The 15,177-nt window shown below is 62.8% G+C and carries 2 protein-coding genes; both read right to left on the bottom strand.

Annotation, left to right across the window (positions count from 1 at the left end; translation table 11 throughout):
• On the bottom strand, nucleotides 1–5,090 hold a 5,090-nt coding region (locus FKG94_RS27905), incomplete at its 3' end, for a non-ribosomal peptide synthetase (protein WP_142930244.1).
• A complete protein-coding gene (locus FKG94_RS27900; RefSeq protein ID WP_218943668.1) occupies nucleotides 5,090–15,151 on the bottom strand; it encodes a non-ribosomal peptide synthetase in 10,062 nt (3,353 codons plus the stop codon). The genes FKG94_RS27905 and FKG94_RS27900, both read right to left, overlap by 1 nt.
• Between the last annotated feature and the right edge of the window lie 26 nt (nucleotides 15,152–15,177).

Below are 15,177 nucleotides of genomic sequence, written 5' to 3'. Positions count from 1 at the left end.
GCCATCAGGTAACGGGCCAGCCGGTTGGCGCGCCGGTTTAGCTGCCGGTAGCTGAGGGTGTGTTCTTCGTAAATCACGGCGGGGGCCGCACCGTGTTTACGCACCTGAGCCTCGAACAGTGCGTGCACTAAATCCGCTGTTGCTGCACCGGCGGTTCTGGCACCGTCAGGATGGCGGCCGTCGAGCAGCAATTGCTGTCGTTCGTTGTCCGGGATAATTTCCAGGCTATAAAACGGTTGCTCGAGGTCTGCCACCAGCGCTTCGAGTGTGCGGGAAAAATACATCACCCAACGCTCTATGGTCGAACGGTCAAACAGGTCCGTCGCGTAATCGAGACTGCCGGCGATGCCCGCGGCGCCGTCCACCAGCGACAGACTGAGATCGAAGCGCGCGCTGAAACCGGCGGTTTCCACAGCGTCGGCCCCCAACTGCAGTCCCGCCAACTCGAGAGCGGTATTGTTCGACTCATGATCGAGATCGAACAATACCTGAAACAGCGGGCTATGCCCCATGCTTCTGGCCGGCTGCAGAATTTCCACCATGCGCTCAAACGGCACGTCCTGGTGAGCATAGCCGGCCAAACTCAACGCCTTTACCCGCCCGAGCAATTCCCTGACCGTGGGCTTACCACTGAGGTCCGTGCACAGCGGCAGCGTATTGACGAAAAAACCGATCAAGCTTTCAAGTTCGTGGCGCTGGCGGTTGGCCACCGGCGTGCCCACCACAATTCGCTGCTGTCCGCTCAGGCGCGCCAGCACTATCACCCAGGCGGCCAACAACACCATATGCAAGGTTAATCCTTCAGTGTTGGCCAGGGTGCGCAGGCGTTCACTGAGCGGCGCTGCCAGTGTTACCACAACGCTGTCGCCGCGGTAGCTCTGCTGTGCCGGCCGCGGCCGGTCGGTGGGCAACGCCAGCAGTGCCGGCGCCTCCTGTAAATGGTTTTGCCAATAGGTTTCCTGCCGCTCCAGCACTTCACCCGCCAGCCAGCGCCGCTGCCAGACGGCATAGTCCGCGTACTGAATTGGCTGCGGCGGCAGGGGATCGGGCCCGCCCGCCAGGTAGGCGCGGTAGAGTTGGTTAAACTCATCGACCAGCACACCCATGGACCAGGCATCGGAAACAATATGATGCATGGTGACCAGCAGCACGTGCTCGCGCGGCGCCAGGCGCAACAGCCGCGCGCGAAATAATGGCCCGGTGCGCAAATCAAAAGGCGTCTCCAACTCTGCGCGGGCGCAAGTATTGACGGCCTGTTGCCGAGCTGCCTCCGCCAACTCGCTCAAGTCTTCCAGCGGCAGGATAAAAGCGGCCGGCGGGCGAATAGCCTGGCGCGGTTCTCCCTGGACTTCGATAAAGACAGTGCGCAGCACTTCGTGGCGCGCAACCAGCGTGGTCAGTGTCCGCTCCAGCGCCGGCACCGACAGGGCGCCGCTCAGGCGCAACGCCGCCGGCAGGTGGTAGGCCTGGTTGGCGCCCTCAAGCTGGGCGATAAACCACAGCCGCTGCTGCGCCCAGGAAAGGGGAATGGGTTGCTGCCGGTCGGCCGCTGTTATCGGCTGCAAGGTAACGGCTTGAGCCGTATCGAGTTGTTGTGCCAGCTCGGCAAGGCCAGGATTTTCAAACAGCGCGCGGATATTCAGGGCCCGCCCGAGTCGATGTTGCACCATCGACAACAGACGAATGGCCAGCAGCGAGTGGCCGCCCAAGGCAAAGAAATTGTCCCGCCGCCCCACGGTTTCGACGCCCAGCAGTGTTTGCCAGATCGCCGCCAGCGCTGTTTCTGTCGCCGTTGCCGGAGCTTCATACTGCCGGTTTGACAGTTCGGCCAAGTCGGGCAGTGGCAGGGCTTTGCGATCGATTTTGCCACTGGCCGTCAGCGGCATTGCGTCCAGGGCGATAAAGTCCAGCGGCATCATATAATCCGCCAACTGTGTCCGTAAAAAACTGCGCAACTGTTCTTTGTCGAGTTGCGGATATTCCTCTGCCACCACTACGTAGGCAATCAAACAACCGTCATCGGCGCCGGTTTTATATTGCGCCACCGCCGCTTCGCGCACCGCCGCATGAGCCAGCAGATGGGCTTCGATATCGCCCAACTCGATACGGAAACCGCGCAGCTTGATCTGCTGGTCGAGCCGGCCCAGAAACTCGATAGTGTCAGGAGCGCCGGTAGCATCGGGCAACCAGCGCACCCGGTCGCCGGTTTTAAACAGGCGCGCCGGTTCGGGAGCAAGGAATTCGGGCGCGGAAGATTCAGAAACAGAAGATTCAGAAACAGAAGATTCAGAAACAGAGGATTCAGAAACAGAGGATTCAGAAACAGAGGATTCAGAGACAGAAGTTTCAGAGACAGAAAGTTCAGTGTCAAAAGGGTCGGCAATAAACCGCTCCCGACTCAACTGCGGCTCGCCCACATAGCCCAACCCGACACCGGCGCCGCCGATATACAATTCGCCCGCAACACCCACCGGCACCGGCTGGCCACCGGCATCCAGTACGTACACCCGCGTGTTCGCCAGCGGTCGCCCGGCCGGCAGGTAACCCTCGCCCGGCGCCACCGCGCCGGGCCGATACACCAGCGAGGTACAGCCTGTCTCCGTCAAACCAAAGACGCCGAGCACCGCCACCCCGAACGACTGAAAGCGCCGGTAATCCTTCACCGCCACCCGGTCGCCGCCGAGCAGCACTGCCCGCAGACCGGCCGGCGGGCGCTGCCCCTGTTGCTCCAGATACGCCAGCCACAGACTCCAGTAACCGCTCATCAGTTCGCACACCGTGATCCGGCGGCGCGCCAGGAGCGCCTGCAGACCGGCCGCGTCCAGAAGTGCGTCGCTCTCGCGCAGCACCACAGTCGCCCCCGCAAACCAGGCCGGATAGATTTCCTCCACCACCACGTCAAAACCCAGCGCGGCAAACTGCAGGACCCGGTCCGCCGGTGTCAGCGCCAGTTCGTCGGCCATCGCCAGCATGGTGCTGACAACCCCCCGGTGACTGTTGAGCGCGCCTTTCGGCCGCCCGCTGGAACCCGAGGTGAAATAGGCGTAGGCCGGGCTGTCGGCGGCGATCGGCAGGTTCGGATTGTCGGTGGGCGCCGCTGCCAAACCGGCCTGCAGCTCGGTGTCGTCGAGACAAAGGCCATCGGCAAAGTCGCCCTGCGCCAGGGTCGTGCAACTGACAAGCAGGCGCAGGTCGGCGCTGCGGCGAATCTGTTGCAGGCGCGCCGGCGGCTGATCGGTATCCAGCACCACGTAGGCCGCACCCGCTTTCAAAATGCCGAGCATAGCAACCAAAAAGTCCAGTGAGCGCGGCAGGTATAAACCGACCAGCTCGCCGGGTTCGACGGCGCGACTCAATAGATAGTGCGCCAGTTGATTGGCGCGGGCGTTAAGCGTTGCGTAGGTCAGTTGCGCCTCGCCCTGCTCGGCGGCGACGGCGCCGGGGTGCCGGCGGGCACGGGTTTCGAACAACCCGTGAATCGACACCGCGTCGCCGCCGGCAGCCTCGCCGCGGTCACCCCGGGTCAATAACAGGCGGCGCTCGGCGGCCGGCAATATCGCCAACTGCGCGATCGAGGCCTGCGGGTTCGCCACCAACGCATCGACGAGCCGGGTGTAGTAAACCATCCAGCGCTCGACGGTGGCGCGGTCAAACAGGTCGGTGGCGTATTCCAGTCCGCCGGCGATACCCGCCGCGCTGTCTTCCAGGGCAAGACTGAGATCGAATTGGGCCACCGCTGTTTTCGCCTCGACGGCGCTCAGGCGCAAACCGGTCAGCTCTAACGTATCACCGGCGCGGTGATCGAGACTGAACAACACTTGAAACAGCGGGCTATGGCTCATACTCCTGACCGGCTGCACCACTTCGACGACCCGCTCAAAGGGTATATCCTGGTGGGCATAGGCGGCGAGGTTGGCGGCTTTCACCCGCCCCAGCAGGGCCTTGACCGTGGGGTTGCCGCTGAGATCGGCGCGCAGGGCCAGCGTATTGACAAAAAAACCAATCAGCCCTTCCAACTCTCGGCGCTGGCGCCCGGCCACCGGCGTGCCCACCACAACCTGCTCCTGGCCGCTCAGGCGTGACAACAAAATAGCCCAGGCGGCATACAGCACCATATGCAGCGTCAGGCCTTCGGCCTGCGCCAGCGCTTTCACACGCTCGCTCAGACGCTGCCCCAATACCACGTCGATGGTGTCGCCGCGGTAACTCTGCAGCGGCGGTCGCGGCCGATCAGCGGGCAACTCCAACAGGGCGGGCGCGCCCTGTAGATGGGCCTGCCAATAGGCTTCCTGCCGCGCCAGAAACTCTCCCGTCAACCATTGGCGCTGCCAGATGGCAAAGTCGGCATACTGAATCTGCAGCGGCGGCAACCGGCAGTGCTTACCACTGCGATAAGCCTCGTAAAGAAGATTAAACTCACGCACCAGCACACCCATGGACCAGGCATCGGCAATAATATGGTGCATGGTAACCAGAAAGACATGCACTGCCGGCGCGAGCTTTAACAGCCGGCCGCGCAACAGCGGGCCTTTATGCAGAGTAAACGGCAGCGCCGCCTCTGTCTCGACAGCTTGCTGCAGCGCGTTTTTTTGCGCCACCGGTGTTAACTGACTCAGGTCGGTTTGCGGCAGGGAAAATTCTCCGGCCGGCAACACCACTTGCCGGGGCTCACCCTCTTGCTCATCAAATACGGTGCGCAGCACTTCGTGGCGCGCAACTATCTCCTGTAAGCTCGCCGTCAGGGCCGCGACCGACAGATCGCCCTCCAGTTTGAAAGCCGCCGGAATATGGTAAGCCGCGTTGGCGCCTTCCATCTGGTCCAAAAACCACAGTCGCTGCTGGGCATAGGACAACGGGATAGGGGCGGAACTGTCACGGGGTTTTAACTCGACCGTATTTTTTTGCGCGGCATTTTGTTCTAATTCGGCATTGATCAGATAGTCGATGATTGCGCTTTTATTTTCTTTCAGTTTATTTTTTATAGAAGCGGGGAAGCTGCCTTTTTTTACTTTAAAAGCCAGTTCATTTCCTTTTACATAAATCAGCACGCCCGCTTTCAGTGCCTCGGCGATTATGTTTTCCACTGCCATTAAATAATACCTTCTTCTAGTTCACCGGCGGCGCCGCCAAGGGTTTCCTGTGCGGCAATCCGGTATAGATAAATATCAATGATTTCCGCGGCCTCGATAAAACCGGATTTTTGATATAAAACCCCGAGCGGTATCTGAACGCCAAACTTGAAATCTATCGCGTTGATCAACTGCATAATGAGCAGCGAGTGCCCGCCCAGTTCGAAAAAGTCATCCTGCCGGCCCACCGTTTCGAGCGCTAACAAATCCTGCCAGATGGCCGCCAGTGCAACCTCCGTCTCACCCTGGGGCGCCTGGTACTCCCGCGCCGCCAGTTGCCCGGCGTCCGGTTCCGGCAAAGCACTGCGATCGATTTTTCCGTGCCCGGTCAGCGGCAGGGATTGCATCACGATAAATGCAGCCGGAATCATATAATCCGATAGCGAAGCCTTGAGGTGATCGCGCAGCGATGCCGCGGTAACTGTCGTCGCCTCCAGGGTGACATAGGCCACCAAACGCGCGCCGTCGGCACCGGTTTTGTGCTGCACCACCACCGCTTCGCGCACCGCCGCATGAGCCAGCAGGTGGGCTTCGATATCGCCCAACTCGATACGGAAACCGCGCAGTTTGATCTGCTGGTCGAGCCGGCCCAGAAACTCGATAGTGTCGGGAGCGCCGGCGGCGTCCGGCAACCAGCGCACCCGGTCGCCGGTTTTAAACAGGCGCGCCGGTTCGGGAGCAAGGAATTCGGGCGCGGAAGATTCAGAAACAGAAGATTCAGAAACAGAAGATTCAGAAACAGAGGATTCAGAAACAGAGGATTCAGAAACAGAGGATTCAGAGACAGAAGTTTCAGAGACAGAAAGTTCAGTGTCAAAAGGGTCGGCAATAAACCGCTCCCGACTCAACTGCGGCTCGCCCACATAGCCCAACCCGACACCGGCGCCGCCGATATACAATTCGCCCGCAACACCCACCGGCACCGGCTGGCCACCGGCATCCAGTACGTACACCCGCGTGTTCGCCAGCGGTCGCCCGGCCGGCAGGTAACCCTCGCCCGGCGCCACCGCGCCGGGCCGATACACCAGCGAGGTACAGCCTGTCTCCGTCAAACCAAAGACGCCGAGCACCGCCACCCCGAACGACTGAAAGCGCCGGTAATCCTTCACCGCCACCCGGTCGCCGCCGAGCAGCACTGCCCGCAGACCGGCCGGCGGGCGCTGCCCCTGTTGCTCCAGATACGCCAGCCACAGACTCCAGTAACCGCTCATCAGTTCGCACACCGTGATCCGGCGGCGCGCCAGGAGCGCCTGCAGACCGGCCGCGTCCAGAAGTGCGTCGCTCTCGCGCAGCACCACAGTCGCCCCCGCAAACCAGGCCGGATAGATTTCCTCCACCACCACGTCAAAACCCAGCGCGGCAAACTGCAGGACCCGGTCCGCCGGTGTCAGCGCCAGTTCGTCGGCCATCGCCAGCATGGTGCTGACAACCCCCCGGTGACTGTTGAGCGCGCCTTTCGGCCGCCCGCTGGAACCCGAGGTGAAATAGGCGTAGGCCGGGCTGTCGGCGGCGATCGGCAGGTTCGGATTGTCGGTGGGCGCCGCTGCCAAACCGGCCTGCAGCTCGGTGTCGTCGAGACAAAGGCCATCGGCAAAGTCGCCCTGCGCCAGGGTCGTGCAACTGACAAGCAGGCGCAGGTCGGCGCTGCGGCGAATCTGTTGCAGGCGCGCCGGCGGCTGATCGGTATCCAGCACCACGTAGGCCGCACCCGCTTTCAAAATGCCGAGCATAGCAACCAAAAAGTCCAGTGAGCGCGGCAGGTATAAACCGACCAGCTCGCCGGGTTCGACGGCGCGACTCAATAGATAGTGCGCCAGTTGATTGGCGCGGGCGTTAAGCGTTGCGTAGGTCAGTTGCGCCTCGCCCTGCTCGGCGGCGACGGCGCCGGGGTGCCGGCGGGCACGGGTTTCGAACAACCCGTGAATCGACACCGCGTCGCCGCCGGCAGCCTCGCCGCGGTCACCCCGGGTCAATAACAGGCGGCGCTCGGCGGCCGGCAATATCGCCAACTGCGCGATCGAGGCCTGCGGGTTCGCCACCAACGCATCGACGAGCCGGGTGTAGTAAACCATCCAGCGCTCGACGGTGGCGCGGTCGAACAGGTCGGTGGCGTATTCCAGGGTGCCGGCAATACCCGCCGCACCGTCTTTCAACGACAGGCTCAGGTCGAACTGTACACTGGTCTGTTTTTTCTCCAGCGCGGACACTTTCACATCCGCCAGCGCCAGCGTGTTATCAAAGGCGTAATCAAAATTGAACAACACCTGAAACAGCGGGCTGTGGCTCGCGCTCCTGAGCGGTTGCACCAGCTCGACGACCTGTTCAAACGGCACATCCTGGCGGGCATAACCGGCCAGGTTCGCCGCTTTTACCCGCGCCAGCAGTTCGCCGACGCCGGGATTGCCGCTCAGATCAATTCGCAGCGCCAGGGTGTTGACAAAAAAGCCGACCAGACTCTGCAGCTCCAGCCGCTGTCGATTGGCCACCGGGGTGCCCACCACAACCTGGTCCTGGCCGCTCAGGCGGGACAACAGAATGACCCAGGCGGTCTGGAAAAACATGTGCAGGGTCAACCCCGCCTCAGTCGCCAAAGCTCTGGCAGCCTCCACCGACGATTGGGGCAGCGCCACCTCCAGCACGTCGCCCCGATAGCTCTGCGATGCCGGTCGCGGTCGGTCGGTGGGCAACGCCAACAACGCCGGCGCGCCCTGCAAATGCGCCTGCCAATAAGCGGCCTGGGCCTCCATCTGCGCGCCCGACAAGTGCTCGCGCTGCCAAACCGCATAGTCCCCATACTGCACCGGCAGCGGCGGCAGGGGATCGGCGGCACCGGCGAGGTGGGCGCGATAAAGGATATTGATGTCGTTGATCAATATATCCAGCGACCAGGCGTCCGAGACGATATGGTGCATAGTGATCAACAGGGCGTATTCACTCGCCTGCACCTGCAACAGGCGACCGCGAATCAGCGGGCCCCGGCTGAGGTCAAACGGCCGCGCGGCTTCCTTCGCGGTTTCATCGGTTACCGCCCGCTGCCGCGCGGCGGCCGGCAGCGCGGTCAGATCCACCGACAGCAAGTCAAACGCCGGTGCCGGCAGCACCACCTGGCGGGGTTCTCCCCGATGTTGTTCGAACACCGTTCTCAGTATCTCATGCCGCGCCAGGACACCGTCGAGCGCTGCGCGCAAAGCGGCCACGGATAACTCGCCGCGCAGCCGCAAAGCCACGGGAATATGGTACGCCGGCTGCGCCTCATCCAACTGGGCGATAAACCACAGGCGCTGCTGCGCCCACGACAAGGGGATCGGATGGCATCCGGCGGCCGGCGTGACAGGCGCCTGAGTGACAAAGTCAGCGGCATCCAGCCGTTGCGCCAGGTCCCGCAGGCGCGGGTGTTCAAACAGCTCGCGGATACTCAGCGGCTTCGCCAGGCGCTGCTGCACCTCGGCGACCAGACGCAAGCCCAACAGGGAGTGTCCGCCGAGGGCATAGAAGTCGTCACTGCGGCCAACCGACTCCCGTTGCAACAGGCGCTGCCAGATATCGACCAGTACCCGCTCGGTTTCACCGCGCGGCGGTTCCCGCTCCGCCGTGGACGGACAGGCAACCGCGGGCGCTGGAAGCGCCTGGCGGTCGACTTTGCCATTGACGGTAAGCGGCAGCGACGGCAGCAGGATAAACTGACTGGGCAGCATATATTCCGGCAGGTTTGCCGCGAGCTGTTCACGTATGGCCTGCGCCTGAAATTCACCTTCATCGCTGACACTGGCGTAGGCGACCAGGCTCGCCCTGCCCCCGCCGTCATCGCTACTCACTTCACGGTGCAGCACCACGGCCGCTTCTCTCACCGGCGGCAGCGCGGCCAACTGCGACTCGATCTCGCCCAGTTCGATTCTGAAGCCGCGCAGTTTTACCTGGTTATCGGTACGCCCGATAAACTCCAGGTTGCCGTCGCCGCGCCGGCGCACCAGATCCCCTGTTCGGTAAACCAGCCGGGCGGGCGCTTTTGCAAACGGGTCGACAATAAATTTATCCGCTGTCAGTTGCGCCTGCTGCAGATAACCCCGCGCCAGACCGGCACCGCCGATCAACAATTCTCCCACCACGCCTGTGGGAACGATATGCAAATAGTTGTCGACCACGTAAAGCTGCGTATTGGCGATGGGTCTGCCGATGGGAACGGACGCGGTGTCATCCGGCAAATCGGCCGGCCCGGCCAGGGTAAAAGTCGCGCACCCCACCACGGTTTCGGTGGGGCCGTATTCATTGATAAAAGTGGCGTTCGGCAATAACCGCCGTTTCCAGGCGCTGACCAGTGACCGGTGAAGCTGCTCACCGCCAATCACGAGCTGGTGAGGCAGTCGGCTAACACAGTCCGTATCGCCAAAGTTTTGCAACAGTGCCTGTAAATGTACCGGTGTCATTTTAAACACCAGCACGTCCACAGCGCTTGCGAGCAGCGTTTGCAGCGCCGCAATCTCGTTTTCGAAACTGTCCGGTTCGAGCAGCCGCACATATTTGCCCGCCGCCAGCGGGCCCAGCAGACTGGTGACCGTGGCATCGAAACTCAACGCTGTATTGACCACCGCGCCGGCGGCAGTGGGAAAGTAATTTTTGGTGGTGTGGTGCAGATAATTCACGACACCGCTGTGAACGACTTCAACACCTTTCGGATGGCCGGTGGAGCCCGATGTATAAATCACGTAGGCCAGGTGCCCGCTATTGAGCCCGACTGCTTCGACGGCGGGATTGGCGGCGGATCGTTTCGCCAACCGATCCCGCACGGCGCCGTCATCCAGACACAGCGCCCGGGTGGAGGCCAGCGGTGCTGCGGACGCCAGCGCCTGTTGCGTCAGCACGATATCCAGTCCCGCATCCTGTATCTGAAAACTCAACCGCGCCGCCGGGGCGCCGGGTTCAAGGGGGACATAGGCCGCACCCGCTTTCAATATGCCCAGAATGCCTGTCACCAGTTCCGCGGCGCGCGTCATATAGATACCCACGCGGGTATCCGGTCCCACACCGCGCGCGATCAGTTCATGGGCGAGGCGGTTGGCGTCGCTGTTGAGTTCGGCGAACGTCAGACGCCGCTCGCGATCGAGCACCGCAAGCGCTTGCGGGTTGTGCTCGACCTGTTTTTCGAACAGCTTATGAATCAGCCCTGCGGCGCGATCGGTGACTTCAGTCGGACCGCAGTCACCCAGCAACCGGCGGCGCTCGCCCGCCGGCAATATATCCACCTGCTGGACGGGTTGCTCGCAGGCATCCGCCAGCGTCTCCACCAGGCGGGTAAAATAACCTGCCCAGCGCTCGATGGTCGCGCGGTAAAACAGGTCCGCCGCAAAGTCTAACTGGCCGCTGATATCGGTACCCCGGTCCTGTAGCGACAGCAGCAGATCAAACTTGGCAATCGCGACCCGGGTATCGGCAGCGGTTACCTGCAGGCCCGCCAGTTCAACCGCTTTTCCAGTGTCGTTATCGAGGTTGAAAAACACCTGGAACAACGGACTGTGGCTCATCGTTCTGGCCGGTTGCAGAATTTCCACCATGCGCTCAAACGGCACATCCTGGTGGGCGTAACCCGCCAGGCTCAATTCTTTTACCCGCAGCAACAACTCCCTGACGGTGGGCTCACCGCTGAGGTCGGCGCGCAACGGCAGGGTGTTGACAAAAAACCCGAGCAGGCCTTCCAGTTCGCGACGCTGGCGGTTGGCCACCGGCGTGCCCACTACAATCTGCTCCTGACCGCTCAGGCGCGCCAGCACTATCACCCAGGCGGTAAACAACACCATATGCAGGGTCAGGCCCTCGGCACTGGCCAGCGCCCGCAACCGCTCGCTCACCACCGGCGACAGTGTGATGGCGACACTGTCGCCGCGGTAACTCTGCCGCGCCGGGCGCGGCCGGTCGGTGGGCAGCGACAGCAGTGGCGGCGCGCCGTCTAAATGCGACTGCCAGTAGGCTTCCTGGCGTTCCAACTCCGCCCCAACCAGCCAGCGCCGCTGCCAGACGGCGTAGTCTGCATACTGAATGAACTGCGGCGGCAGGGGATCGGGCTTGTCTGCCTGGTAGGCCCGATAGAGTTGGTTGAACTCATCGACCAGTACCCCCATGGACCAGGCGTCGGAAACAATATGATGCATGGTGACCAGCAGCACATGCTCGCGCGCTCCCAGCCGCAACAAGCGGGCGCGAAACAGCGGGCCGGCGCGCAGATCGAACGGCGACGCCAACTCCGCCCGCGCCCGGGTATCCACCGCCTGCCGCCGGGCCGCCGGCGACAGTTCGCTCAAGTCTTCCTGCGGCAACTCAAAGTCGCCGGGCGGGCGAATTTCCTGACAGGGTTCACCCTGTTGTTCATTGAATACGGTGCGCAACACTTCGTGGCGGGCAATCAGGGTGGCCAGCGTCCGCTCCAGCGCCGCCACTGACAGCACCCCGCGCAGATGCAGCGCCGCCGGCAGGTGGTAGGCCTGACCGGCGCCTTCAAGTTGCGCGATAAACCACAACCGCTGCTGTGACCAGGACAGGGGCAGCGGCCGGTCCCGATCGGCCGGCACTATCGGCTCCGGGGTAACGAAGTGTGCCGCATCGAGCCGATGCGCCAGCGCCGCCAGGCCGGGATTTTCGAACAGCGCGCGAATGCTCAGCGCCCGGCCAAGGCGCTCCTGCACCATTGACAACAGGCGAATGGCCAGTAGCGAGTGGCCGCCCAGTTCAAAGAAGTTGTCCCACCGCCCCACCCGCTCGATACCCAGCAACGCTTTCCAGATCGCGGCCAGTATCTGTTCTGTCTCTCCCAGCGGCGGCGCATAAGACGGGCTCGACACGCCACGGTTGTCCGGCGCCGGCAGGGCCTTGCGGTCAACTTTACCGTTGGCGGTCAGCGGCAACGCTGCCAGCACCACCAGCGCCGAAGGCAGCATATACTCCGGCAGGCGGTTGTGCAGATATTGCCGCAACACCGGCAACGACGGTGCCCCGCCGTCCGGCGCGGTCACATAAGCCGCAAGCTGCGGGTTGCCGGCGCTGCTCTCGCGCAACTCGACAACGGCTGCCGCCACATCGGGATGCGCGGCGAGCTGCGTTTCGATCTCGCCCAGTTCGATACGAAAACCCCGCAGTTTGATCTGCTGGTCGCTGCGCCCCAGGTACACCAGTTCGCCGTCGCGACTGTAGCGCGCCAGGTCTCCGGTTCGGTACAGGCGCTCACCGGGGCTAAACGGATGGGCGATAAATCGCTCGCGCGTCAGGTCTGCGCGCTGCAGGTAGCCGCGCGCCAGGCCGGCGCCGCCGACGTAGATCTCACCCACTGCACCGGGCGGGGCCAATGCTCCGTGTGCCGTCAACAGCAGTACCGACAAATCCGCCAGCGGCCGTCCCATCACACTGAGGCCGCTCGCCTGCAGGATGTCTGCCGCCGCCAGCGGGCGCCAGGTGACATGCACGGTGGTCTCGGTGATCCCGTACATATTGATCAACTGTACCGAGTCGCCATGGCGGCGCACCCAGGGCGCCAGCATTGACGGGTTGAGCGCCTCGCCGCCAAAGATGATGTAACGCAGGCTCAGGGCCGGTGCATCATCGTCCTGCTCAACCTCCATTAACGGGTTAAACGCACTCGGTGTCTGGTTGAGCACGGTCACCCGCTCGCGGGCCAACAGGGTATAAAACTCCGGTGCGGAACGGGCCACCATTTTCGGCACCAGCACCAGACGGCCGCCGTGTAACAGCGCGCCCCACAGTTCCCAGACCGAGAAATCAAACGCGAAGGAATGGAACAGAGTCCAGACATCCGTTTCCTTGAAATCAAAATTCGACTCGGTGGCGCGAAACAGCCGGCAGACGTTGCGGTGCTCCACCAGCACGCCTTTGGGCCAGCCCGTGGAGCCGGAGGTATAAATGACATAGGCGAGACTGTCCGCCTGCAATTCGACAACAGGACTATGCGGTGGTCTGTCTGCCAGCGCCTTTTGCAGGCTTTCGTCATCCAGACACAACACCTCGCCGGCGGCGCCTGAGAGCGCCGGCAGGGATGCACTGTCCGTTAAGATAATACTCAGCTTGGCATCGTCTAACTGGAAAGCCAGCCGCGCTTCGGGACTGGCCGGGTCCAGCGGCACATAGGCACCGCCGGCTTTCAACACTGCCAGTATGCCGATCACCACCGCCGGCGCAGGCTCCATGCAGATGCCCACCAAGGTCTCGGGGGCTACGCCGCGCTCGATCAGGTGGTGGGCCAGTTGGTTGGCACGGCGGTTCAGTTGTGTGTAACTCAGCCGGTCGCCCTCATATACCAGCGCCACAGCGTTGGGGTTAGCCGCAACTTGCGCTTCGAACAGTTCGTGCAGCAGCCGATGTGAATTGGCCGGCTGCACTTGCCGGCCCGGGGCCGACAGCCGTTCGCGCTCAGCCTGCGGTAAAATCTCCAGCGTGTGAACCGGCTGTTGCAAATCGGTGCCCAGGTTGTCCAGCGCCTGCAGGAAATAAGTTACCCAGCGCTCGACTGTCTCCCGCTCGAACAAGGCTGTGGCATACTCCAGTCGCCCCGTGATACCGGCGGCGCCGTCGCGCAGCGACAGGCTGAGATCAAATTGCGCATTGGTGTAGTGACCCGCCAGCGTCCGCACCTGTAGCTCGGGCAGTTCGAGCGCGTTATCGACATCGGGTTCGAGGTTAAACAGCACCTGGAAGACAGGACTGTGACTCATGCTCCGCACCGGCTGCACCACTTCCACTATGCGCTCAAACGGCACATCCTGATGGGCGTAGCCCGCCAGGCTCAGGGCTTTGACCCGCTGCAACAGTTCGGCAACGCCGGGGTTGTCGCTCAGGTCGGCGCACAGCGGCAGGGTGTTGACGAAAAACCCGATCAACCCTTCCAGTTCGGGGCGCTGGCGATTGGCCACCGGCGTGCCCACCACGATCCGGTCCTGACCGCTCAATCGCGACAACACCAGGACCCAGGCCGTATACAACACCATATGCAGCGTCAGACCCTGTGCCTGCGCCAGTGCTTTTATGCGCGCGACGGTATCGTGCGCCAGAGTTACCGCAATGCTGTCGCCGCGGTAACTCTGCTGCGCCGGGCGCGCGCGGTCGACGGGCAGCTCCAGCAGCGCCGGCGCATCTTGTAAATGCTTTTGCCAATAAGCTTCCTGCCGCTCCCGTGCGCTGCCCGCCAGCCAGCGCCGCTGCCACACCGCGTAGTCCGCATAGTGGATTGGCAGCGGCGGCAGGGGATCGGCGGCACCGGCTCGATAAGCCAGGTACAGTGTGTTGATTTCACGGGCCAGCACCTGCATCGACCAGGCGTCGGCGACGATATGGTGCAGAGTCAGCAACAACACATGTTCGCGCGGCGATAAACGCAACAGGCATCCGCGCAACAGCGGTCCGTGCTTGAGATCGAAAGCGGCTGCCGCCGCCTCTTGCGCCTGCGCTTTCACCGACCGTTCCCGGGCCTCCTCTTCCAGGTGACTCAGATCCCGATGGGCCAGGACAAAATCGGCGGTCGGGCGAATCACCTGTCGTGCCTCGCCGTGCGTTTGGGTAAATACAGTGCGCAACACTTCGTGACGCGCGACAATGGTGGCCAGTGTCGCCTCCAACGCAGGCACCGCCAAAGGTCCACACAGACGCAGCGCCACCGGCAGATGGTAGGCCTCCCCGGCGCCGTCCAGTTGCGCCAAAAACCACAGGCGTTGCTGCGCCCAGGACAGCGGCAACGGCTTGTCTCTGGCCACCGCTGCAATCGGTTCCCGGGTAATAAAATGCGCGGCGTTCAACTGGTGGCTCAAGTCCTTTAGCACCGGGTGCTCAAAAACTTCCCGAATGCTCAGCGCCCGGCCGAGGCGCTGTTGCACCGCAGCCACCAGGCGAATGGCAAGCAGCGAGTGCCCGCCCAGTTGGTAGAAGTTGTCGCGCCGGCCGACCCGCGCCACACCCAGCAACGCCTGCCAGATATCCGCCAGCACCTGCTCTATCTCGCCCACCGGCGCTTCATAAGTTTCCGCCTGCAACGCGTGCGCATCCGGGTCCGGCAAGG

This window comes from Exilibacterium tricleocarpae (genome assembly GCF_007004655.1).
Taxonomy (GTDB): Bacteria; Pseudomonadota; Gammaproteobacteria; order Pseudomonadales; family Cellvibrionaceae; genus Exilibacterium; species Exilibacterium tricleocarpae.
This window is presented reverse-complemented; position numbering and strand designations above follow the sequence as displayed.